Genomic DNA, 22,247 nt, shown 5'->3' with positions numbered 1-22,247 from the left:
GGAGGCGTGATGACGCGCCTCCCTCACAAATCCGAAAACTTGGAACACGCTGAATTGTAGCTGGCGATGGGAGTGATCGCCGTGCTGCGAAAGGGGGAGGTATGTCTGAATCAAACGACGGCGCGCAAGATTTTGAAGCTGCGGCAAGCCGATCAACAGCGGTTGCGGAATTCGAAGATCATCGGCGCGGTTTTCTTGGTCAAGTCCAGCATACCTTGCATGGAAATCCATCATTGGTTCCGCTGATCGTTTTGGTCGTGGCTATTGTCGTATTCGGCATTCTGCTGGGATCGAAATTCTTTTCACCATTCGCTATGACACTGATCCTTCAGCAAGTTCAGATCGTTGGCATCGTTGCGGCTGCTCAAAGCCTCATTATCCTGACAGCCGGCATAGACCTCAGCGTCGGCGCCATCATGGTGTTTTCATCAGTTGTCATGGGGCAACTGACGTTCCGATATGGAATACCCGCACCGATCGCCGTCGCATGCGGGTTGGCTGTCGGCACTATGATCGGTGCGCTTAACGGCTGGCTCGTCAGCAAGGTCAAGTTGCCGCCGTTTATTGTCACACTTGGCATGTGGCAGATCGTTCTCGCCACCAATTTTCTTTACTCGGCCAACGAAACTATTCGGTCCCAGGAAATCGAGGTCAATGCCCCGTTCCTCCAGTTTTTCGGCACCAAGTTTGACATCGGAGGTGCGGTATTGACCTTCGGTGTTGTCTTTATGCTCGTGCTGATCCTCGGGCTTGCCTACGCACTTCGACACACCGCCTGGGGGCGTCATGTTTATGCCGTTGGGGATGATCCAGAGGCAGCAGATCTGTCGGGCGTGAACGTCCATCGGACCTTGATGTCCGTCTACATGCTTTCCGGTCTCATTTGTGCTTTTGCCGGCTGGGCTCTTATTGGGCGGATTGGCTCCGTTTCTCCGACTTCCGGTCAGCTTGCCAATATTGAAAGCATCACCGCCGTGGTGATTGGAGGTATTTCCCTCTTCGGTGGACGCGGCTCAATTCTCGGTTCGCTCTTCGGCGCCTTGATTGTTGGTGTCTTCACCCTTGGGCTCAGGCTCCTTGGTGCGGACGCGCAATGGACCTTCCTTCTTATCGGACTGCTCATCATCGCCGCTGTTGCGGCCGACCAATGGATCAGAAAGGTATCGGCATAATGTCTAGCACAACACCGGTCGTAGAAGGCCGCGGGATCGTAAAGCGTTATGGCCACGTTACCGCAATTGATCATTCAGACTTTGAGCTTCGCCAGGGAGAGATCCTCGCGGTAATCGGTGACAACGGCGCCGGGAAGTCTTCAATCGTAAAAGCAATCTGCGGGGCGACAGTCCCAGATGAAGGTGAAATTCTGATAGACGGCAAGCCTGTCAACTTCACGTCGCCGTTGCAGGCGCGGGCGATGGGGATTGAGATTGTCTATCAGACGCTCGCCATGTCTCCGGCTCTTTCAATCGCCGATAATATGTTTATGGGCCGAGAGATCCGCAAATCAGGGTTTATGGGCAAATACTTGCGGATGCTGGACAGGCCGGCAATGGAAAATTTCGCTCGTGACAAGCTCACGGAACTCGGACTGATGACCGTGCAGTCAATCAACCAGACCGTCGAAACCCTGTCTGGTGGACAGCGGCAAGGGGTCGCCGTGGCCCGGGCTGCGGCTTTTGCAACCAAGTTCATCATCATGGATGAACCGACAGCGGCGCTTGGGGTCAAGGAAAGCAGGCGGGTCCTGGAGCTGATTCAGGACGTTCGGGCACGTGGGATTCCGATCATATTGATCAGCCACAACATGCCGCATGTCTTTGAAGTCGCAGATCGTATCCACATTCACCGGCTGGGCAAACGGCTTTGCACGATTAAACCCGATGACTGTTCCATGTCTGATGCGGTGGCTTTGATGACGGGAGCAATGAAACCTGAAGAAGCAGGTGTGGCGGCATGACTACCGCCTCCATGAAAGAAGATGTTGATGCCGTATGCGAGCTAATTCTAGCTCGCATGCAGGGCGACCGGCGCACCATTGTTGGGATCGCTGGCCCGCCCGCTTCCGGAAAGTCCACCTTGGCGGAATCCGTGGTTCACAAGCTCAACACTGATCGCAGTGGCTCCGTTCCAAGGGCGGCCCTCCTTCCGATGGACGGTTATCATCTTGACAATCGCCTGTTGGAATCGCGTGGTTTGCTTGCTCGCAAAGGGGCTCCAGAATCCTTCAATGCGTTTGGCTTTTGTGAGGCCGTGAAACGTCTTTCCATCGCAGATCGGGAAACATTTCATCCAAAATTCGATCGGCAAATGGATCTGGCGATAGCGAATTCGATCGCAATTCATCCAGCATCGCCAATTGTGGTTGTGGAAGGCAACTATCTGTTGCTGCGTCATGAGCCCTGGTCACGGCTCAGCGAGATATTTGCCGCCACGATCTTTGTTTCACCGTCGATTGCGGCTCTTCGGGACCGTTTGCAGCAACGATGGATGAAGCATGGCCTTGATCCGGACTCCGCGTCCTTAAGAGTGCAAAGCAACGATCTTCCTAACGCGGAATTTGTTGTTCGGGAAAGTCAACAAGCGGATCTAAAGATCACTCAAAACTACAAGGAATTTGGCGTTCGATACGCCTATTGACCTTAGAAATGGAACGAAAAGTATGCCCATCAATCCAACTGAACAAGAGCTGGCAAATGTTATTCGAGGCCTCGCGATAGACGCCGTTGAAGCTGCCGGACATGGTCATCCTGGGGCAGCGATGGGCATGGCTGATATCGCTCTGGGGCTTTATTCCAAGCATCTCAAGTTCAGTGCATCCTCCCCAACTTGGCATGACCGCGACAGGGTCATTCTCTCGAACGGTCATGCCGCCATTTTTCTTTATTCGCTCCTTTGGCTTACAGGCGTCCCAGGGATTGAGCTGGAAGATCTGAAGTCCTTTCGAAAAGGTGGATCCATTACACCAGGTCACCCCGAGTACGGCCATACACCCGGTGTAGAAACTACAACGGGTCCTCTTGGGCAGGGCCTTGGCATGGCCGTTGGTTTTGCAATGGCCGAACGGCGGCTTCGAGAAGAATACGGCGAAGCCATCTGCGACCATAGAACCTGGGTGTTTGCGGGGGACGGATGCTTGATGGAAGGGGTCGGACAGGAAGCCGTGTCATTAGCCGGCCATCTGGGTCTGGGTCACCTTAACCTCCTTTATGACATGAACGGCATAACCATCGACGGCAACACTGATCTGGCGTTCACTGAAGATACCGCCTCAAAGTTCAAGGCGCTCGGTTGGCATGTGCTGGAAGCTGATGGGCACGACCATTCGGAGATCGACCGGGCCCTTGGATCTGCCAGAAATGAAATCGGACAGCCGTCAATAGTTCTTTTCAGAACTACAATCGGCAAAGGCGCACCGACGAAGTCAGGCTCTTCGAAAATACATGGATCTCCTCTTGGGGTCGATGAAGCACGCGTGGCCAAGGAAGCCCTGGGTCTTCCGGCCGAGCCGTTTGAGATTGATGATCAACTCCTCTCTGCCTGGCGTAGTTTTGGAACACGGAGCGATGCGGAGCGGGAGGCCTGGCACAGCAGAGTTGACGCGCTTCCTGAACGTCAGCACAGCGAATTTCATCGAAGGCAGTCTAGCCAGCTACCTGCTGGGCTTTTTGAGGAAATTGAAGCGCAAAAAGTTACCTGGATTGAAGAAAGGCCCGCCGTTGCAACACGCAAGGCGAGCCAGCTCTGTCTCGAGGTCTTAACGCGCAAACTGCCAGAGTTGATTGGTGGATCCGCAGACCTAACCGGTTCGAACCTGACAAAAACAAACACAACGGAAACGACTTTTAGTAGATCGAGCAGCGGGCGTTATATCAACTATGGTGTGCGTGAATTTGCCATGGGCGCGGCGATGAATGGATTGGCGCTGCACGGAGGCGTACGCCCTTACGGCGGGACCTTCATGGTCTTTTCCGATTACATGCGAAATGCAATCCGTCTCTCCGCACTCATGCAGACAAACGTTCTCTACATTTTGACGCACGACTCCATCGGCCTTGGAGAAGATGGACCAACACATCAGCCGGTTGAACATCTCGCCAGTCTGCGCGCCATACCGGGGCTGGCGGTTTACCGGCCAGCAGATGTCGTCGAAACGATGGAAGCCTATGAAACCGTTCTGGCGACCGGCGGTCCGGCGGTGTTTGCCCTGTCTCGCCAAAACACGCCTTTAGTGCGCGATCACCAGCCCTCTGAGAACCTCGTTTCGAAAGGCGGTTACATTATCCGTGACGTCGATGGCCCGCGCGACATCACGCTCCTGGCCACTGGAACGGAAGTTGCCCTTGCTCTTGGTGCTGCGGACATGTTGCTGGCGCAGGGGATCAAAGCCGCCGTTGTATCCATGCCATGCTGGTCACTCTTCGAGGCGCAGAGTGCCGCTTACAGGAGCGATGTTCTGGGACAGGCTCCCAAACTTGCCATTGAGGCGGCTACTCCATTCGGCTGGGCCAGATATACCGGATCTGAGAGAAATGTGATCGGGGTAACCGGTTTTGGCGCTTCGGCCTCAGTTGAAGAGCTCTACCAGATGTTTGGGCTGACCCCTGAAAACATCACGTCCGAAGCCCTTCGGATCATCATTCGCAACTCAAAACCCTACGCAGCCTGATTGCGGCTAGCCAACTACGGGACAGAACAATGAAGTTTTTTGTAGACACTGCTGAAACCAAAGACATTAGAGATCTGTTGGCGACCGGCCTGCTTGATGGGGTCACCACCAATCCAAGTCTCATCGCGAAGTCCGGGCGGGATTTCGTGGAAGTCATTGCCGAAATCTGTGCGCTGACAAATACGCCGGTGTCGGCGGAAGTGTCAGCGACAGATACGGATGAAATGATCGCAGAGGGAGAACACCTTGCCGGGATCGCCCACAATGTGGTCGTTAAATTGCCCCTGACGCTTGATGGGTTGCGCGCATGCGCCCACTTCAAGCGCAATCAAATTCGCACCAATGTGACGCTTTGCTTTTCACCAAATCAAGCGCTTTTGGCTGCAAAGGCAGGGGCCACATATGTCTCGCCGTTCATCGGACGGCTTGATGACATCAATCTGGAAGGCTCAAATCTGATTGGTGATATCCGAACAATTTACGATAATTACGGGTTTGAAACCCAAATCCTGGCTGCATCCATCAGGACCGCGAACCATGTAACCCAAGCTGCTTTGGCCGGGGCTGATGTCGCGACGATACCGCCCGATGTCATTCGCAAACTTGTCCAGCACCCGCTGACAAGCAACGGCCTGGCGCAGTTCCTCAAAGACTGGGAGGGCACTGGGCAATCGATCCTCTAGAAAGTCGCAAAGCTGCCGTTCGATAAGTGTCTAACGAGCGGCGGCTTTGGGCCGAAAACTGCCATCACCTTCAACCTGATCTTCCGGGGTTTGGCACGGACGAGCTGTCGACCCCATAAGGCATCCCCCAAGCATCGTCGCGGTTTTTCTAGGACTTCCACGCTGCACTGATAAGCATCTTCATTATTCCATCTGTCCGACTGGAAAAACACCCGACACCGTCTTCCGCCCGTCCTACACTTTTGTAAATCGAAAATTTGGACGAGCAGAATGACAAACAACAAGACAATCAATGACGCATGCAAAGCCTGGATCAAGCGCTGTGAGCGCGATGAGCTGGAACGAGCAACCCTGCGCTCCTATCGCAATCATGTTGATCACCACATTGAGCCAGCGATTGGCGATCGGGAGCTATCTGCCCTCACCCGCTCACACGTGCGCGATTTCATGGATGACATGCTTGATAAGAACTCAAGGGCGATGACCGACAAGGTACTGCGCTCTTTGCGCTCAGCTCTCAATGAGGCTCTCGATCGCGAGTGGATCGACAACAATGTTGCTCTGTCAGTAAAGCTGCGCAGGGCATCAAGGAACGCTCCCGATCGCATCATCCCGACCAAGGCTGAAATCAAAGCCATGCTCGAGACTGTTCCAGACAAACAGCGCCCGCTCATCACAACCGCGATTTATACGGGCATGCGCATGTCCGAGCTGCGTGGTCTGCGTTGGGAAGATGTTGATTTTCAGAAGTCGATCATTCTTGTGCGTCAACGCGCTGATCGCTTCAATCAGATCGGGAAGCCCAAGTCGAAGTCGGGCCGCCGTGACATTCCAATGGCACCAAGTGTGAAGAAGGTGCTGATGTCCTGGAAAGCAGACTGCCCAACCGGCGAGCTCGATCTTGTCTTTCCAAACGGCATCGGCAACGTGGAAAGCCCGTCGAATATCTCAAACCGGGTTCTCTACCCGCTTTTGAAAGACGCTGGAATTGTCACTGCAGAGGGTAAACCGAAGTTCTCGTTCCACGCCCTGCGTCATGCCGCTGCCTCGCTGTACATCGAACAAGGTTGGCCCGCGAAGAAAATCCAGACGCTTCTGGGACATGCCTCAATCACCATGACCTTTGATGTCTATGGGCACCTGTTCGACAACGCCGAGGATGATGTCGAGCTGTTCGCAAAGCTAGAAGCAGATCTGGAGGCCGCTTAGTCAAACATTCAGATGCTGCCAAATCGGAGCATTAGGCTTCGCAGCGCGCATTGTCTTAAGCCTTTTCTTCAAATTTGGGAGCGTCCAGGGCTTGCCCGTCTTTGTCAGAACACCGCGCTTATTGAGTTCATCACAGAGGGTTCTAAGCGCAAGCGGCAGTTCGCCGGGATCGCATTCGGAGGTGATCTTTCCAATCTGCATTGAGAGAACAATACTCTCAGATGCCTTGTGCGCCGCGACCTGTTTCCGCCTAAGATCAGGTTTTGCCCGTGGTGGTTTTCTATGCCCAAGTGCAGCGAGTTCAGCTTTGATATCAGCACGCTGACAGCGTTCATTGATCTGTACGAGACGATCAGCCAAAACAAGTTCAAACAGCTCCGGATCAGAGTGCACCATACAGTCATGCGCAGCACTAATAACCGGAAATGGCGTGTCCTGAAGATACCGCGTTATCTCAGAAGCACTATCCGATGTCGCTCCATCATAAAGCCGCAAAACGTTATCCATCACCAAAGGCGATTTCTTCATTGAAGCTCGAAGGCGGGCCAACGAAAACCCCGGGTTCGATGGTCGTAAGGGCCGACTGGCATCTTCACCAATAGCCAGCCAGCCGCAAATATCTTTGCCGTGCTCTGATGCCCAGCGCTCTATTGCTCGATACTGAAAGAGCCCTGAAGGCGTTGCTCGAGCTTCAACCGGCAATATCCCATGCGGGTATCCCCGAACAAACATCAAACCAATGACTGACTTCACAGAAACTATCCGCGTAATTTTATGCAGCCAGTTACAGCGATCGAACTCCGTGTCGCAAGCACAAAGTCAGCTCAAAACAATGAGATTCAAAGCTTTTCCGTTGGAATCATAATCCGCGTGTCGGGGGTTCGAGTCCCTCTCCCGCTACCAGCTTTCTTCAGAAAAGATCATCCAAATAATAATGTATGCTTCATGCTTGCTGTAGGGCAGTGAGACAAAGCTGAACGGGGTCATGTAACCAACCACAGTTCAAACAGTGGACGATCATTGTGTGAAATGGGTCCGGGAGCTGACTGACGGATTCTGAAATTGAAAACAAGTAATTGGACGTACCCCTGTTGGGGGCGATGAAAGGTCTTAGCCTAGGGCAAACATATGCCTCGTTCCTTTCAATCGTCTGCAGTGTTTGGCTAGTTGGTTCGGTGATCTACATAACCGCGCCGATCTGCCACGGAACAAATTCAACTCCGCCGAAGCCAAGTGTCTCGCTCTTGGTCTTTTCACCGGAGGCTATCCGGACAATCGTATTGAAGATTTCTCCACCCTTGTCTTCCAGACTCACGCCGTCGGAGATGACATCTCCGCAATTGATGTCCATGTCTTCAGACATCCGGCCGTACATCTCGGAATTCGTGGCGAGCTTTATGCAAGGCGTTGGCTGATATCCGGAGACAGATCCGCGCCCCGTTGTGAAGACGACAATATTCGCCCCGGAGGCAATCTGACCGGTTACCGAACAGGGATCGAACCCCGGACTGTCCATGAAGACAAATCCCTTTTTGTCGATCAGCTCTCCAAACTGGTAAACATCGGTCAGCGGTGCGGAGCCGCCCTTTGCAGTGGCGCCAAGCGATTTTTCAAGAATGGTCGTCAAACCACCGCGCTTGTTGCCAGGTGATGGGTTGTTGTCCATCTCACCGCCGTTGCGCGCCGTATACTCCTCCCACCAACGAACCCGGTCGATGAGTTTCTTGCCAACTTCTACCGACTCCGCTCTGCGGGTGAGCAGGTGTTCGGCGCCGTAAATCTCCGAGGTCTCTGAAAGGATGGTCGTGCCGCCGTGGCGGACCAGCAGATCGGATGCAATACCTAGCGCTGGATTGGCCGTAATCCCGGAATAACCGTCAGAACCACCGCATTGCATTCCAACCGTGATATGCGACACCGGCGCCGGTCTGCGCTCTGCTTTGTTTGCCAGCTCGGCCAGCTCGCGCAATTCGCTCAAACCGGCTTCGATGGTTCGGCGCGTTCCGCCGGTCTGCTGGATGGTCATGTAGCGAAGCGCGCTATCTGAACGAATTGGCCGGCCGCCAACAAGATCGGCTACCTGCATCACCTCGCACCCAAGACCGATGAGGAGGATCGCACCAAAATTCGGGTTTTGCGCATAGCCGGATAGCGTCCGGAACAAAGTTGCGTATCCCTCGTCCTTTGCGGACATGCCGCACCCCGTACCGTGCACGATGGGCACAATCCCATCTACGTTTGGAAAGGCATCCAGGAGCCCAGTCCGCTTGGCGGCCTCAGAAATAAACCGCGCCACAGATCCTGAGCAGTTCACCGAGGTCAGGATGCCAACATAATTGCGCGTACCGACTTTCCCGTCCTCACGCACATACCCTTGGAAAGTCCGCTGCTCGGCAATCGGCTCCAACGCCACACAGTTCTCGGCATAGCCATAATCCTGAGTGTGCTCCCCCATGCCCAGATTTTGAGTATGGACATGTTCGCCGATTTCAATGTCTGTTTTCGCCTGCCCAATGATTTGGCCATAGCGGATTACAAACGCTCCCTTGGGAATGGTAAAGCGGGCGATTTTGTGCCCAGGCGCAATCGGTTCGCGGACAGTCACCTCCGTGCTTGAGGCACGCTCCCCCTTTTGCAAATCACGAAGCGCGATGACAACGTTGTCGTCAGCGTGTAGCAAAATCGCGTTGGCAGGACTTTTATACACGTAATCCTCTCCCAGGCAGTTTTTACGCTGCGCCATCTTGTCTATTTGGTAACTTGACACACCAACTGCGTCAACTAACATGTTAGCATTCTAGGCTGAGGAAAAGATGATCCCTGCCCCCAAACCCGCAGAAAGCGATTACAAACTCAAAGACATTACCAAGATGAATGGGTCCTTGGCTCAACGGGTTTATGAGGTTTTGCGCGACGCCATTCTGGCTTTGGATCTGCCGCCAGGAGCGCTTTTAAAGAAGCAGGTCATTTGCGAACAACTGAGCGTTTCCCGGTCTCCAGTGACCGAGGCCATTACCCGGCTTGCTGGTGAGGGATTGGTGGAAGTTGTTCCGCAGTCCGGGTCCCGAGTGACGAAATTCTCACTGCCAGAAATCCGTGAAGGCGCGTTTCTTCGGGAAGCCGTCGAACTCGCTGCAGTTGCCAAGGTGGCAGAAGAGCGAACAGATGACCAGCTCGCCCAACTGAAACGAAACCTGCGCCTGCAAGCAATGTGTCTCGAAGAAGGTGATGAAATCGGCTTCTACCGGGAAGACGAACACATGCATGAGCTGATCCTTGAATTTACCGGGTTTCCCAAGTTGGGGGCTTTGGCTGCCACCGGCTGGATTCAGGTGAACCGGGCGCGCCAGCTTCTATTGCCGCTGTCTGAACGTGCCGTTGGAGCCTTCCAGGAACACCTGGCCATTATTGCCGCCATTGAAACCAAAAATCCGCCGGCAGCCCGGGAAGCCATGAGACAACACTTAAGTGAACTGGTCACGCGTCTGGAACCACTGGCGCAGGAGCGCCCGGATCTGTTCGACTGATCACGTCACCGGAAACTGAAAACGGTTGGGAGGACCGGAATGCCGAAATTCGCAACACGCGCCGTGAATGGTCATACGCGTGATCCACTCAATCTGACTGTGATGGGTTTTGGCGGTGCGCCCCTCGGAAACCTTTATCGCAAAGTCTCCGACGAAGACGCCCAAGCCGCGCTTCAGGCCGCGTTTGACCAGGGCATCCGCTACTTCGACACAGCACCGCAATATGGGCTCGGCCGTTCCGAAGAACGTTTTGCAGAGGCCATTACCCGCTTCGGGCGGGACAACATTATTTTGTCGACAAAGATCGGCCGCCTGCTTGTCGATTGCGAACCGGAAGACGTCACTCCCGAAGCATTTGTCGATGTGCCGCAAAAACGGATCGTCTTTGACTACAGTTACGACGGCGTCATGCGCAGCTATGAGGCCAGCAGATCACGGCTGAAAACCGCGAATGCGGATATCCTTTTCATTCACGATGTCTGTGCGTTTTCGCAGGGCTCACAAGAGATGAGCGATCAGCGTGTCCGGGAGCTTTTCGATCTCGGCGGATATCGGGCGCTGAGTGAGCTAAAAGACGCCGGTGATGTCCAGGCCATCGGTGCCGGTGTTAACGAGTGGCAAGTGTGCGAAAAACTGCTCGGGCTTGCCGATTTCGACTGCTTCCTTCTGGCCGGCCGGTACACCTTGCTGGAACAGGACGCGCTCGAAAGCTTCCTGCCGCTTTGTGAAAAACGCGACGTCGGTATCATGCTTGGCGGCCCCTATAATTCGGGCATTCTCGCAACGGGTGCTGTTGAAGGCGCAAAATACAATTATGCGGACGCACCTGCGGGCATTCTCGATCGGGTGCGCCGGATTGAGGCCGTCTGCAAGGCTCACGATGTGCCCTTGATCGCCGCAGCCCTGCAATTCGTCCTAGGCCATCCGTGTGTCAAAACGGTCATTCCAGGAGCAGTCAATGCATCGGAAGTCACAGCGAATGTGGCCCTTCCAAACACCCCGATCCCCGCTGCGTTCTGGTCCGATTTGCAATCATCTGGCTTAGTTCGAAAGGACGCCCCGCTGCCCAAGGAGACTTCATGCTACGCGACTTGAACCCTCTGCTCTCCCCAGATCTGCTGCACTGTTTGCGAGCCATGGGCCACGGTGACGAGATTGTCATTGCCGACGCTAATTTTCCGGCAGTAAGCACTGCAAAGCGGCTCATCCGGCTGGATGGCATCTCCGCAACCGATACGCTGGAAGCTGTTTTGCAAGTCATGCCACTCGACACATACGTTCCAGCCCCGGCGCTCACCATGCAGGTGGTCGGTGACCAACACGAGGTCCCTCCAGTCGTTGCCGCATTTCAGGAAGTGATTGACCGTGTGGCCGATCAGCCCGCAAAACTTGCCTCCCTGGAAAGGCATGTCTTTTATGACCGGGCTCAGACTGCTTTCGCCGTTGTTCAAACCGGTGAAACCCGGCTTTATGGCAACATCATTTTGACAAAAGGGGTGATTGCACCATGACCAGCCCCCCGCCCCGGATTGATGCCCATCAGCATTTCTGGAAACTGGACCGTGGCGACTATGGTTGGCTGACGACGGATCTCGCCCCGCTTTACAGCGACTTCCATCCGGAAGATCTCCTCCCGCATCTGAAAGAGACCGGGATCACCGGCACAATCCTTGTTCAAGCTGCTCCAACGGAAGCGGAAACGGACTACATGTTATCGCTGGCCGCAGCACACGACTTCATCCTGGGTGTCGTCGGCTGGACCGATTTTGATAGACCAGATGCCCCTGACCGCATTTTAGAGATGAGCAAACACCCAAAACTCGTTGGGCTTCGCCCGATGATCCAGGATATAAAAGACGATCTCTGGATGCTGACACCGGCCGTTTCCAATGCGCTGGCCGCTATGACCCAAGCGGGCCTGACTTTTGACGCTTTGACCCTGCCCCGCCATCTTCCGCCGCTTCTCACCCTGCTCGAGAAACATCCAAATCTGACGGTTGTGGTCGATCATGGCTCCAAACCGGAAATTCGCGACGGTGGTTTCAATGCCTGGGCCAACGACATGACAGAAATTGCCCGCGAAACCAGCGCCTATTGCAAGCTTTCCGGACTTGTCACCGAGGCTTCCGAGAACTGGACAATCGGCGAACTGAAGCCCTATGTGGACCATCTTTTAATAATTTTTGGCCCAAACCGCCTGATTTGGGGGAGTGACTGGCCAGTCTGCACACTGGCCGCATCCTTCACCGACTGGCACGCAGCAACGGTAGACCTCCTGTCTGACCTCAGTGCAGATGAAGTCGATCGGGTGTGGAACCTGAATGCGATTGAGGCCTACAAGCTGGCACCGTCTTAAGTTTGTGGAGATTGCAATATTCAGCCGCACAACTTTAGACCTTCCGGACGTGACGCACACAAACAGAATGTGCGCCATCACCCACCCCGGTTCTGCGCGAACACTAACGCTGGTCCTCTCAAGTAACGCTGGTCATAGAGCAGCAATGTCCCGGGCTGTCGTCTGCAAATGCTTGTAGGCCGTGAAGCGTTTTTCATGCAGTTTCAGGATATCGTCCCCTGCCGGATAATAGACGGCACCACGATCCGACATGGCGGTCATGGCAGAAGCGACATCGTTATGTTGACGGGCGGCAACGGCTCCCAAGATCGCTGAGCCTAAGAGTACGGGTTCCTCGCACGACGTGGTGAGAATAGGCGTTCGGGTCGCATCCGCCAGCAATTGCCGGATGAGCGGACTGCGGCCGGCGCCACCGCTGATTACAATTGCACGTGTCTCTGTTCCTTGGGCTGCTTGAGTTTCGAGGATCTGCCGCAACCCGTAGCCCAGGCTGCAAATTCCGGCGACATAAAGCGCAATCAGACTATTGATATCATTGTCCATCCCCAAACCAGCGATCACCGCTCGGGCTTCCGGATCAGCGAAGGGCGCCCGGTTTCCGAGAAATTCCGGCACCACATGCAACCTGCCAGCAAGCATAACCGTGCCCGACAAGTCGGCTGATTGCTTTTGGGCCTGTTCGGCAAGCCAAGCTGGAACGGAAGATCCGGCTGCTGTGGCATGGCCTTTGGCTTCGGAAAATGCGGGGTGCAGGGCGATCAGCCGGTCAATGGCAGCCCCTGCTGCCGATTGACCGCCTTCATTGAGCCACAACCCAGGCACCATCGCCGAATAATAAGGGCCCCAGACACCCGGCACAAAGACTGGCTGCGCTGTCGACGTCATCGTGCAGGATGATGTGCCAAACACATATGCCATTGTGTTTTCTGGGGAATACGCCGGCGCAAAGCCCCCCACGGTTCCAACACCGCCTGCATGGGCGTCGATCAAGCCGGTGGCAACAGCTGTTCCGGGGCAAAGACCGAGCTCCAACGCGCTATCCTTACACACCCCATTGGCAAGCGGCGCTCCGGGCTCTGCCACCTCTGTTCCGATCCTGCAGAACTCTTCTTCGACAAATTCCTCTAGGCCGGTGGCTTGGAAATAACTGGCATCCCAGCGCTTTTCGTGACCGAGATACGTCCACTTGCAGGTCAAGGTGCACATGGACCGCGCAAGGCTTCCAGAGGCTCTCCATGTCAGGTAGTCGGCAAAATCGAAAAAATGACCGGCTTGCGCGAATGTCTCCGGCATATTTTCCTTCAGCCAAAGAAGTTTGGGCGTCTGCATTTCCGGTGAAATCCGGCCGCCTACATATTTCAAGACTTCATGTTGAAGATCATTGATACGGGCCGCTTGGCCAACAGCCCTGTGGTCCATCCAGACGATCACGTTCCTGTCGGGATTGCCGGAAGAGCTGACTGCCAGGGGAGAACCGTCAGCCTGCACCACGGCAAGGGAGCAAGTCGCATCAAAGCCAATTCCGACGATGTTTTCTTTTCGCACACCGGACTGTTCAATGGCGGCTCGCGTGGCCTGACAAACAGCGTCCCAGATGCCTCTGCTGGACTGTTCGACAATCCCGCCATCCCCGAAGAATATTTCGATGTCGGATTTAGCAGTTCCTAAAAGAACACCTTGCTCATCAAAAACCCCGGCGCGGGCGCTTGCAGTTCCGACATCAACACCAATGACATAGTTCATGCTGCCCTCCCGTGTTTCCAATGCCGCGCGCCCTTGACTTTTATTCCTCAGCCAGACGCTCGCCTGTTTGCTGATCAAACAAGTGAATTGTCTCCGCCCGCGGTGACAGATGGATCGTTTGACCCGGAGCAAAGTCCTGCCGCTCATGGAAGACAGCTACGATTTCCTCATTGCCGTGGCGAAGGAAGACCATCGTTTCTGACCCAGTCGGCTCCACAACAGAAATGGTTGCCTCCAATCCTTTATCGCTGAGCGTCAGATGCTCCGGCCGGATCCCCAACAAGATGGGTTGGCCATCTTCGGCGGCCGGGCTGAGCGGCAGGGGCTGCTCGGTGCCATCCAGACCGACGAACGCGTTTTTCGACCCGCTGTATGTCCCCTTGATCAGGTTCATCGAAGGCGAGCCGATAAAGGTCGCGACAAAGGTATTTTGCGGATTGTCGTAGAGCTCAAGGGGCGTCCCTATTTGCTCCACCCAACCCGATTGCATGACCACGATTTTGTCTGCCATAGTCATGGCTTCTACCTGATCGTGGGTGACGAACAAGGTGGTGGTTTTCAGCCGTTGATGAAGCTCCTTGATCTCCTTGCGCATTTGAACGCGCAGTTTGGCATCCAGGTTGGACAGCGGCTCGTCGAACAGAAAAACTTGCGGATCCCGGACAATCGCCCGGCCCATCGCCACACGTTGACGTTGTCCGCCTGACAGCTGGCGCGGGTAGCGATCTAGGTAAGGTTGCAGGTCGAGGATCTCGGTGGCGTTTTGCAGGCGCGTTTTGATGACGTCTGCCGGCTGCTTTTGCAGCTTCAGAGCAAACACCATGTTTTCGGCGACAGTTTTGTGCGGGTAAAGAGCGTAACTCTGAAAGACCATGGCAATATCACGGTCTTTTGGCGGGATGTTGTTGACCACTTTGTCGCCGATCTGGATCGTGCCGCCGGTAATACTTTCAAGCCCGGCAGTCATGCGCAGCAAGGTGGATTTTCCGCAACCGGACGGTCCGACCAGAACAACAAACTCACCATCAGCGATGTCCACGTTGACGCCATGCATGACTTCAACCTGGCCGTAGGACTTCCGCACTTCTGAAATTATTACCCCAGCCATTTTCCGCCCTGTAACTCTTTCTATTGTCGTTGTTTTTCGCTTAGCCATTAGATCCCAAAGAAGAAAAAATGGCGATTGACAAAAAAATGAAACGTTTCATATTTGGTAGCATGGTGTATGGTCGGACGCCAGGCATATCTTTTTGAAAAGGGATTTGACCTAATTTTGGGAGGAAACCGATGAAAGTAGAAATCTATAATAGCATTGTAAAAAGGCAGGCGAGTCGCCGCGATATACTTCGCGGATCCGCAAGCCTTGCAGCACTGGCTGGCCTGTCGACGCTCGCAGGTGGCTTGCCAAACGCTGCCTTTGCGGCGAGTGACAGTGTCCGGGAACAAATTCTGAAAATTCCGGGAGTTGGCAACGGGTCTCCGACGGATTCGGATTGGCAGAAGGTCGGTGCGCTGTGCCTGGAAGCCACCAAAGCCAATGTGGCTGAAGGGGAATTTGAAGGTGTTGAACTGACCTTTATGGGCCTCAACAACCAGAACCTGCACAACTTCCTGTTCCGCGGCTTCCTGAAGCCTTGGGAAGCTTATACGGGCGCAAAAATCAAATGGGTTGATCTGGCGCAGGCCGATTACAATGCTCGTCTTCAGCAAGCCATCGCCACCGGCACCGTGGACTTCGACATTGTCGAGATGGGCGCTCCGTTCGAAGGCGATGTCTGCGGCAAAGGACTGGCTTCGGAAATGCCGGACTGGGTCAAAGACCAGATCGAAATGGACGATTATGTCGGCTATTTGAGTGCACCGGTCGGCACCTGGGGCGGCAAGACCTACCGCGTCTCCATTGACGGCGATTGCCACAACTTCAATTATCGCAAAGACTATTTTGCAAACGAAGAGTTCGCACAGGCTTGGAAAGCCGCCGGGCACGAGGGCGAATGGGCCGTGCCCACCACCTGGCAGAAAGTTCAGGAAGTCACAAAGTTCCTCAATGGCAAGACCGATCCCTTAAGCGGCCTGCCTGCCCATGGATATCTGGATCCGCTGAAAGGTTGGGGCGGCTTCGGTTTCTACTTCCTGGCGTCCCGCGCGACAGCTTATGCCAAACATCCAAATGATCCGGCATGGCTCTTTGATGCCGACACCATGAAGCCTCGGGTCAACAACGAAGCTTGGGTGCGCGCCATTCAGGATGTTCTAGATGCCATGCCGAGCCAGCCGACCGATCAGCTCAATGCCGATCCGGGCGTCACAGGGTTCCAGCAGTTCCTGGCAGGAACCGGATCGATGTTGTCCTGGTGGGGCGATATCGGCTCCAGCGCCAAGACGTCGGACACCTCTGTTGTCGGCGAAGTTACCGGGTTCTCAATCCTGCCGGGGTCCGACGATGTCTGGAATCACAAGGAAGGCAAATGGGAGACACTGGCCTCAGGACCGAACCACTCGCCGAATATGGCCTACCTCGGCTGGGGTGTTTACGTCATGGCCCGCGTTGACGGTGATGAGAAAAAGAAAAAAGCGGCCTGGTCTGCTGCCGCGCATCTCGGCGGTAAGGACATTTCCTTGTGGTGTTCTGCTTACCCGTCCGGGTTCCAGCCGTACCGGCAGTCCCATTTCAACATCGCCGAATGGGTGGGTGCAGGTTACGATGAGGCGTTCATTGAGGACTACCTTGCGTCCGAAGCCGATTCCTACAACCACCCGAATGCGGCAATCGAACCGCGCATTCCAGGGATCTTCCAATACTATTCAGTAGCGGAAGACGAATTGGCGAAAATCTACGCGGGCAAATACGCCTCAGCTCAAGAAGGGGCGGATGCCATTGCCGCCGCATGGGAAAAGATCACCGATCAGATCGGGCGCGAGAGCCAGATCAAGCTCTATAAAGCCAGCCTTGGTGTTTGATTGATCTCGAACTGATCGACGGGGCGGACTATTACCCAGGTCCGCCCCGTCATTTTCTCTTTCTGGCTTTTTAAGAAGCTGCAAAAACTAGACAGGTCGTTTCAAGATGAGCGCAGCTGACGTTGATCTGCTTCACACGGTAAGCGTGGACAACATCACACCAACGAGAAAGCGGACCGGCCACATTGCCCTTTGGATCAGTGGTCTTCTCCTGGTTGCTCTGGCGTCCTTGCAAGCGCTTCATGCGTCCGGACTGACAAGCTGGGGTTTCGCAAACTGGCGGCCTGTTCTTTATGCCTATTTTCTTTGGGCCGTCACGCTCTGCGTGACCCGTGTGGTCATTCATGGCGAAGAGGGTAAAAAATCCCTCTTCGTTCTGCCGGCGGCACTCTTTGTCATTTCCATGGTTGTCTTTCCGCTTGTGTTTGCGCTCTGGATTGCCTTTTCCGATTGGAACCTGGCGTCTTTGACCGGGCGGAAATTCAACGGGCTCGATAATTTCTGGCAGATGACCCAGGACCCGTTCTACTGGAACGCCCTCTACAACATGGTGATTTTCACCCTCGCAATCGCCGTTGAGTATGCGATCGCGTTCGGCCTTGCCCTCTTGTTGAACCAGAATATCGTTGCACGGAAATTCTGGCGGGTGACCTTCCTGATCCCCTTGATGCTGTCCCCTGTTGCGCTGAGCTGGATGGTCGGAAAATCCATGCTGGAGACCCGTTTTGGCCCGGTCGCCCGATTCGCAAGGTGGCTGGGCTGGGAACAGCCATCGTTTTTTGGCTCTCCGGAAATCGCCAAGCTGTCCATCATGATCATGGATGCCTGGACGTTCATCCCTTTCATGATGATCATGATCCTGGCTGGCCTTCAGGCCATGCCAAGGGAAGTGCTGGAAGCCGCTGAAGTCGATGGCGCGACACCCTGGCAAAAATTCTGGCAGGTGACTTTCCCGCTTATGTTACCGGTCTCCATCACCGCCGTGATGATCCGCATCATCTTCAAGCTCAAACTGGCCGATATCATCATAACCGTCACCGCCGGCGGACCAGGCGGTGCAACAGACTCCGTGACCAGTTTCATTTTTCGGGAATACCGCGACCGTTCCAACGTCGGCTACGGCACACTCCTGGCAATCGTTTATCTGGTGATCATCGTGGTGGCGATGACACTTTTGCTGAAACTTTCTGACCGTCTGGTGCGGCGGACAACTGGGAGACTGTGATGGCCGCCATCGATATGGATCGATTTGACCGGAAGCAGCGGCTGCGCTGGTGGTCGATGCGCTTTGTTATCTACGGCCTTCTGATCTTTTGGGCTGTCGTCTGTCTCTTCCCGATTTTCTGGACATTGACGACATCGTTCAAAACGGCCGCCGATGTTATGCGCGGCAACATGCTGCCCTGGCTTGAGTTCACACCGAAGTGGCTGGGCTGGAGGTCCCTTGGCCTGTCGCCAGACACGATCTTCGAGACGTCGACTGTGCGCGAAGAATTCATGCGCCGGTTCTGGAACAGCACGCTGATTTCTGTTTCCGCGTCAGCACTTGCGGTTATTCTCGGATCGTTGGCCGCCTATGGTCTAAGCCGGTTTTCCTACCGTTTCGGTTTCATGAAGAACTCCGATATCTCGTTTTTCTTCTTGTCCCAACTGATCCTGCCGCCGGTGGTTTTGGCCCTGCCGTTTCTGGTCCTTTACAAAGAGCTGAACCTTCTGGACAGCCACTTAGGCATGATCGCGGTCTATACCCTCATGGTGCTCCCGATTGTGATCTGGATTATGCGCGATCAGTTCGCAACCGTACCGGTCGAACTGGAAGAAGCTGCACTGGTAGATGGCCTGTCGATCTGGGGCGCCTTCACCAGGATCATTGTTCCGCTGGTTTTGCCGGGCATGGTCGCAGCTTTCATTCTGGCCTTGGTGCTGTGCTGGAACGAATACTTCTTTGCCGCTCTTTTGACGTCGACCAATGCCAACACCTTGCCGGTGATGATCGCCAGCCAGACCGGCAGTCAGGGCATCAATTGGTGGTCGATGGCAGCGCTATCGGCCGCGGGGATAATCCCGCTGGTGATCGTTGGTATCCTATTGGAAAAACACATCATCGCCGGAATGACTGCAGGCGCGGTCAAATAGGCAGCTGTCGCTGCTTTCACTCAGAACTTCTGGAAAACTGCACACCAGGAAATTGCGGTATTAACCGGGGCTAACCTTAGCCCCGGTTTCTTACAAATACGCTTCAATCTCTGCCAAAGTTGGCATGGCTGGTGCGGTGCCGCGGCGTGTGACGGCAATTCCTGCCGTCGCACAGCCAAACCGCACGGCATCCAACGGGTCCATATCGCGGGAAAGAGCCGATGCAAATCCGCCGATAAAAGCATCACCTGCGCCGGTCGTATCAATTACGGTTCCAGCTTTGACCGCCGGAACAAGTTCCGATGTTTGAGACGTGTGATAGAGCGCGCCATCTTCACCAAGCGTGATCAGCGCAGCCTTAGCCCCTTTTTCCAGCAAAACATCACCCGCCCGCTGGGCGTCTTGCGGACTGTTAATCGGAAAGCCGACAATTTCCGCAGCTTCGACTTCATTTGGGGCGATGTAGTCGCATAGGCCGAACAAGTCATCCGGAAACTCAAGGGCCGGCGCTGGATTGAAAATCGTTTTAACCCCGGCCTCCCGCGCGATCTGCAAACCAAGCCGGGCCGCTTCGACCGGTTGTTCCAGCTGTGTCACAAACACGGCTGAACTTTCGATGATGTCCCGGTTGGCTTCCACATCTGCAGTTGTGATTTTTCCAGCAGCCCCGGCAACGACAATTATAGCATTGTCGCCGTTGTTTTCATTGACAAAAATAAAGGCAGCCCCAGTCGGTTGATCGTCCATCCGTATAATCTTTGGCGTGACACCAGCTGCGGCATACGTCGACAAGGCCAGTTCACCAAAGGCGTCTTTGCCGAGCCGGGATATGAAATTCACCTCAGCGCCAGCTCGCGCGGCGGCCACAGACTGGTTGGAGCCTTTGCCCCCTGGCCCCAATGTAAAGTCCGACCCCATGATGGTTTCGGCAATCTTGGGCAGCCGATCAGCATAATAAGCTGTATCTGCCACAAAGATCCCGAGGACGGTAATGCCGCTTTTTTGGGTCATACCGCCAGGTCCTCAGCGGGAATAACCCCTTTGGTCAGCAGAAAGCAGCCGTAAAACCGCGTCTCGCCGGTCGCGATGACACAGTAGGCCTTTTTGGCTTCTTCATAAAACGCCATCCGCTCCACAGCATACATTGGCGCCGGCTGGCCTTCGCTGGCATCGACAATGGTTTGCACTTCCGCCTGAAGTTCCGGAATCTCATCCGGTTTCCCGATTACTTCCATCCGGCCGACAGAGGGCTGCAGTGGGGTATCCAATGGAAAGACCGACAGGATTGCTTTGATGGCATCCGGCGCGCTCATGTTTTCCATTGTTAGCAATTTGCCGATGCGGCTCTGGCGGGCAATTGAATCAGATGGAAAATTGCCGTCGGAGACAACCAATGTATCACCGTGTCCCATGTTACGGAGCGCCTTCAAAACATCCGCATTCAGCGCCGGGTGAATTCCTTTGAGCATAGATCCCCCTCGTCCTAATTCAGTTTTTGTTTGTTCAAACAGTTAGTTTGGTGCCGGGCCAGTCGACGTTCTCCGAATGAGTTTTCCATCGATTGTGATGTTTTCATCTGGGGCAGTTTTTGCAAAAATCGCCTCGATAGCCCGCTTGGCAAGCTCAGAGGTTGGCTGGCGGACAGTTGTCAGCCGCGGCGCCACCAATTCGGCCAGAACGATGTCATCAAACCCTGTTACCGACAAATCATTGGGAACATTCAATCCCAGATCCCGGGCCGCGCGCAAAGCGCCGATCGCCTGCTGATCACTTGCTGCCACAATTGCGGTGGGGCGGGCTTTTTCTGGCACATCAAGGAGCTCCAGCGTGATTTTCTCGCCGGATTCATAATCGAATTGTCCTGGCCGAATGATCAGATCTGCAGGATCTGTATCATCTGTTAGCTGGCGCAGGTGCTGGACAAACCCCACTTGGCGCGCCCTGCCAACCTCGGTGTTCAACGGGCCGGCAATATAAGCGAAGCGGCGATGCCCAAGCTCCACCAAATGATCAGCAACAAGCGCAGCGCCCTGAATGTGATTGGTGGAGATCAGCGGGTATTTTGCATATTGGCGGTCAAGCGATATGACCGGAACGTCGATTTCCAAGGAGTTTTCGGCCTCATCGGACGCAGCAATGACCACGATGCCCCGAACCGATCTGTCCAGAAGGGCCCGGATGTGGGTCTGCTCAATTGCCGGGTCATTATAAGAACAGGCCAGCATCACCGTGTGGTTGCGCGCGCTTGCTTCGCTCTCGATGCTTTTCGCCAGCTGGGAGAAAAATGGATTGGTGATGTCCGGCAGAACGAAACCGACAACGTCGATATGATTTTTGCGTAGCGCACGCGCGGCGAAATTCGGCCGGTAGCCGAGGGCGGCAACGGCGGCATCGACTTTTTCTTTTAAGTGCGCTTTGACCGCTGGTTCCTTTGATAAAACGCGTGAGACCGTTCCGATCGAGACCCCAGCATGGGTCGCTACATCCTTGATCGTGGGTGTTTTTTTTAAATCTTTCGCCAAAGCGGGATGGTCCAGTTTTTTTGTTCCGGGATTGGTTCCATCAATTAGTAGACCTTTGTTTCTCCAATAAAATTACCAAGGCATCCGCCCCTAAGAGACTTTTTCAACAGTGATCAAACCCGGATGCCCTGTCAATATGAAACGTTTCATTTTGAACGCAAATTCTCACTCGATTGCAGCTGATCTCCTGATAGCCACTTCAACCCACAATCACACGCAGCTTATTGATTCAAGTCCTGCAACTCATCACATCGTGAAGCCCCGGCATTCGGCGACGATGGCCTGCTGGTATTAACGCGCCTTAAAACCAGAACTCGCCTAGCAGGAAGCCAACGAGGTCGCCCGCGCACGTTCGGTGCAGATGGACGACTGAGGGTCTGGCGCGGCATTTATAAGCTCGGACAAGAAAGCAACGCGCAGTTATCTGAACTCTCCGGCAGGCAC

The 22,247-nt window shown here is 54.6% G+C and carries 20 protein-coding genes; 13 read left to right on the top strand and 7 right to left on the bottom strand.

Annotation, left to right across the window (positions count from 1 at the left end; translation table 11 throughout):
• The first annotated feature begins 101 nt into the window (after nucleotides 1-101).
• The 6 genes from ACOOFE_RS05750 (at nucleotide 102) to ACOOFE_RS05725 (ending at nucleotide 6,558) form a co-directional block, all read left to right on the top strand.
• Nucleotides 102-1,172, top strand: a complete 1,071-nt coding sequence (locus ACOOFE_RS05750; RefSeq protein ID WP_420414078.1) for an ABC transporter permease — start codon at nucleotides 102-104, stop codon at nucleotides 1,170-1,172.
• Entirely contained in the window at nucleotides 1,148-1,957 is an 810-nt protein-coding gene (locus ACOOFE_RS05745; protein ID WP_420414077.1) for an ATP-binding cassette domain-containing protein, read from the top strand. The genes ACOOFE_RS05750 and ACOOFE_RS05745 overlap by 25 nt, the downstream gene beginning before the upstream one ends.
• The gene (locus ACOOFE_RS05740) at nucleotides 1,954-2,637 is read left to right on the top strand and encodes a hypothetical protein (protein ID WP_420414076.1); all 684 of its coding nucleotides are present in this window, start codon (nucleotides 1,954-1,956) and stop codon (nucleotides 2,635-2,637) included. The genes ACOOFE_RS05745 and ACOOFE_RS05740 overlap by 4 nt, the downstream gene beginning before the upstream one ends.
• A 22-nt stretch (nucleotides 2,638-2,659) precedes the next feature.
• The gene (tkt, locus tag ACOOFE_RS05735; protein WP_420414075.1) at nucleotides 2,660-4,666 is read left to right on the top strand and encodes a transketolase; all 2,007 of its coding nucleotides are present in this window, start codon (nucleotides 2,660-2,662) and stop codon (nucleotides 4,664-4,666) included.
• Nucleotides 4,667-4,695: 29 nt separating this feature from the next.
• A complete protein-coding gene (gene fsa, locus ACOOFE_RS05730) occupies nucleotides 4,696-5,349 on the top strand; it encodes a fructose-6-phosphate aldolase (protein WP_420414074.1) in 654 nt (217 codons plus the stop codon).
• 270 nt (nucleotides 5,350-5,619) lie between these two features.
• A complete protein-coding gene (locus ACOOFE_RS05725) occupies nucleotides 5,620-6,558 on the top strand; it encodes a tyrosine-type recombinase/integrase (RefSeq protein WP_420414073.1) in 939 nt (312 codons plus the stop codon).
• Here the strand turns inward: ACOOFE_RS05725 and ACOOFE_RS05720 are convergent, their stop codons facing one another.
• A complete protein-coding gene (locus ACOOFE_RS05720) occupies nucleotides 6,559-7,086 on the bottom strand; it encodes a hypothetical protein (protein ID WP_420414072.1) in 528 nt (175 codons plus the stop codon).
• Between the two features lie 652 nt (nucleotides 7,087-7,738).
• Nucleotides 7,739-9,301, bottom strand: coding sequence for a UxaA family hydrolase (locus tag ACOOFE_RS05715; RefSeq protein WP_420415548.1), 1,563 nt, complete (start codon nucleotides 9,299-9,301; stop codon nucleotides 7,739-7,741).
• 70 nt (nucleotides 9,302-9,371) lie between these two features.
• Here ACOOFE_RS05715 and ACOOFE_RS05710 point away from each other — a divergent pair, with 70 nt between their 5' ends.
• The 4 genes from ACOOFE_RS05710 to ACOOFE_RS05695 are packed head-to-tail and all read left to right on the top strand — an operon-like array spanning nucleotide 9,372 to nucleotide 12,441.
• A complete protein-coding gene (locus tag ACOOFE_RS05710) occupies nucleotides 9,372-10,085 on the top strand; it encodes a GntR family transcriptional regulator (protein WP_420414071.1) in 714 nt (237 codons plus the stop codon).
• A 39-nt stretch (nucleotides 10,086-10,124) separates the two neighbouring features.
• Entirely contained in the window at nucleotides 10,125-11,180 is a 1,056-nt protein-coding gene (locus ACOOFE_RS05705; protein ID WP_420414070.1) for an aldo/keto reductase, read from the top strand.
• On the top strand, nucleotides 11,165-11,596 hold the full coding sequence (locus ACOOFE_RS05700) for an RbsD/FucU family protein (RefSeq protein WP_420414069.1): 432 nt from the start codon (nucleotides 11,165-11,167) through the stop codon (nucleotides 11,594-11,596). Before ACOOFE_RS05705 ends, ACOOFE_RS05700 begins: the two co-directional genes overlap by 16 nt.
• Nucleotides 11,593-12,441, top strand: coding sequence for an amidohydrolase family protein (locus tag ACOOFE_RS05695; protein WP_420414068.1), 849 nt, complete (start codon nucleotides 11,593-11,595; stop codon nucleotides 12,439-12,441). The genes ACOOFE_RS05700 and ACOOFE_RS05695 overlap by 4 nt, the downstream gene beginning before the upstream one ends.
• A 132-nt stretch (nucleotides 12,442-12,573) precedes the next feature.
• Here ACOOFE_RS05695 and ACOOFE_RS05690 read toward each other — a convergent pair whose 3' ends face one another.
• Both ACOOFE_RS05690 and ACOOFE_RS05685 read right to left on the bottom strand, forming a co-directional pair.
• A complete protein-coding gene (locus ACOOFE_RS05690) occupies nucleotides 12,574-14,184 on the bottom strand; it encodes an FGGY-family carbohydrate kinase (RefSeq protein WP_420414067.1) in 1,611 nt (536 codons plus the stop codon).
• A gap of 40 nt (nucleotides 14,185-14,224) precedes the next feature.
• Nucleotides 14,225-15,292 carry an ABC transporter ATP-binding protein gene (locus ACOOFE_RS05685; protein ID WP_420414066.1) on the bottom strand — a complete coding sequence of 356 codons (1,068 nt, stop codon included), beginning with the start codon at nucleotides 15,290-15,292 and terminating at the stop codon, nucleotides 14,225-14,227.
• Between the two features lie 179 nt (nucleotides 15,293-15,471).
• Here ACOOFE_RS05685 and ACOOFE_RS05680 point away from each other — a divergent pair, with 179 nt between their 5' ends.
• The 3 genes from ACOOFE_RS05680 to ACOOFE_RS05670 all read left to right on the top strand — a co-directional run bounded on the left by ACOOFE_RS05680 (nucleotide 15,472) and on the right by ACOOFE_RS05670 (nucleotide 19,281).
• Nucleotides 15,472-17,145: a sugar ABC transporter substrate-binding protein gene (locus ACOOFE_RS05680; RefSeq protein WP_420414065.1), complete on the top strand. Its 1,674-nt coding sequence runs from the start codon at nucleotides 15,472-15,474 to the stop codon at nucleotides 17,143-17,145.
• A gap of 106 nt (nucleotides 17,146-17,251) precedes the next feature.
• Nucleotides 17,252-18,370 (top strand): carbohydrate ABC transporter permease, encoded by a 1,119-nt coding sequence (locus tag ACOOFE_RS05675; RefSeq protein ID WP_420414064.1) that lies wholly within the window; start codon nucleotides 17,252-17,254, stop codon nucleotides 18,368-18,370.
• Entirely contained in the window at nucleotides 18,370-19,281 is a 912-nt protein-coding gene (locus ACOOFE_RS05670; protein WP_420414063.1) for a carbohydrate ABC transporter permease, read from the top strand. The genes ACOOFE_RS05675 and ACOOFE_RS05670 overlap by 1 nt, the downstream gene beginning before the upstream one ends.
• A 90-nt stretch (nucleotides 19,282-19,371) precedes the next feature.
• Here the strand turns inward: ACOOFE_RS05670 and rbsK are convergent, their stop codons facing one another.
• The 3 genes from rbsK to ACOOFE_RS05655 are packed head-to-tail and all read right to left on the bottom strand — an operon-like array spanning nucleotide 19,372 to nucleotide 21,803.
• On the bottom strand, nucleotides 19,372-20,292 hold the full coding sequence (gene rbsK / locus ACOOFE_RS05665; protein ID WP_420414062.1) for a ribokinase: 921 nt from the start codon (nucleotides 20,290-20,292) through the stop codon (nucleotides 19,372-19,374).
• Nucleotides 20,289-20,750 (bottom strand): RbsD/FucU family protein, encoded by a 462-nt coding sequence (locus tag ACOOFE_RS05660; RefSeq protein ID WP_420414061.1) that lies wholly within the window; start codon nucleotides 20,748-20,750, stop codon nucleotides 20,289-20,291. The genes rbsK and ACOOFE_RS05660 overlap by 4 nt, the downstream gene beginning before the upstream one ends.
• Before the next feature lie 42 nt (nucleotides 20,751-20,792).
• Complete coding sequence (locus ACOOFE_RS05655) at nucleotides 20,793-21,803, bottom strand: LacI family DNA-binding transcriptional regulator (RefSeq protein WP_420414060.1); 1,011 nt, start codon at nucleotides 21,801-21,803, stop codon at nucleotides 20,793-20,795.
• Nucleotides 21,804-22,247: the final 444 nt, after the last annotated feature.

The sequence above is a fragment of the Roseibium sp. genome (assembly GCF_965216085.1).
In the GTDB taxonomy this organism is placed as follows: domain Bacteria; phylum Pseudomonadota; class Alphaproteobacteria; order Rhizobiales; family Stappiaceae; genus Roseibium.
Note: the sequence above shows the minus strand (reverse complement) of the source record. Positions and strands in the feature narration are given on the sequence as shown.

Coding starts and splice junctions, on each gene's coding strand:
- ACOOFE_RS05725 (WP_420414073.1), top strand. CDS start 5,620: ATGACAAACAACAAGACAATCAATGACGCATGCAAAGCCTGGATCAAG.
- ACOOFE_RS05720 (WP_420414072.1), bottom strand. CDS start 7,086: ATGAAGAAATCGCCTTTGGTGATGGATAACGTTTTGCGGCTTTATGAT.
- ACOOFE_RS05685 (WP_420414066.1), bottom strand. CDS start 15,292: ATGGCTGGGGTAATAATTTCAGAAGTGCGGAAGTCCTACGGCCAGGTT.
- fsa (WP_420414074.1), top strand. CDS start 4,696: ATGAAGTTTTTTGTAGACACTGCTGAAACCAAAGACATTAGAGATCTG.
- ACOOFE_RS05670 (WP_420414063.1), top strand. CDS start 18,370: ATGGCCGCCATCGATATGGATCGATTTGACCGGAAGCAGCGGCTGCGC.
- ACOOFE_RS05675 (WP_420414064.1), top strand. CDS start 17,252: ATGAGCGCAGCTGACGTTGATCTGCTTCACACGGTAAGCGTGGACAAC.
- tkt (WP_420414075.1), top strand. CDS start 2,660: ATGCCCATCAATCCAACTGAACAAGAGCTGGCAAATGTTATTCGAGGC.
- ACOOFE_RS05740 (WP_420414076.1), top strand. CDS start 1,954: ATGACTACCGCCTCCATGAAAGAAGATGTTGATGCCGTATGCGAGCTA.
- ACOOFE_RS05750 (WP_420414078.1), top strand. CDS start 102: ATGTCTGAATCAAACGACGGCGCGCAAGATTTTGAAGCTGCGGCAAGC.
- ACOOFE_RS05745 (WP_420414077.1), top strand. CDS start 1,148: ATGGATCAGAAAGGTATCGGCATAATGTCTAGCACAACACCGGTCGTA.
- rbsK (WP_420414062.1), bottom strand. CDS start 20,292: ATGACCCAAAAAAGCGGCATTACCGTCCTCGGGATCTTTGTGGCAGAT.
- ACOOFE_RS05695 (WP_420414068.1), top strand. CDS start 11,593: ATGACCAGCCCCCCGCCCCGGATTGATGCCCATCAGCATTTCTGGAAA.
- ACOOFE_RS05660 (WP_420414061.1), bottom strand. CDS start 20,750: ATGCTCAAAGGAATTCACCCGGCGCTGAATGCGGATGTTTTGAAGGCG.
- ACOOFE_RS05705 (WP_420414070.1), top strand. CDS start 10,125: ATGCCGAAATTCGCAACACGCGCCGTGAATGGTCATACGCGTGATCCA.
- ACOOFE_RS05710 (WP_420414071.1), top strand. CDS start 9,372: ATGATCCCTGCCCCCAAACCCGCAGAAAGCGATTACAAACTCAAAGAC.
- ACOOFE_RS05680 (WP_420414065.1), top strand. CDS start 15,472: ATGAAAGTAGAAATCTATAATAGCATTGTAAAAAGGCAGGCGAGTCGC.
- ACOOFE_RS05715 (WP_420415548.1), bottom strand. CDS start 9,301: ATGGCGCAGCGTAAAAACTGCCTGGGAGAGGATTACGTGTATAAAAGT.
- ACOOFE_RS05690 (WP_420414067.1), bottom strand. CDS start 14,184: ATGAACTATGTCATTGGTGTTGATGTCGGAACTGCAAGCGCCCGCGCC.
- ACOOFE_RS05700 (WP_420414069.1), top strand. CDS start 11,165: ATGCTACGCGACTTGAACCCTCTGCTCTCCCCAGATCTGCTGCACTGT.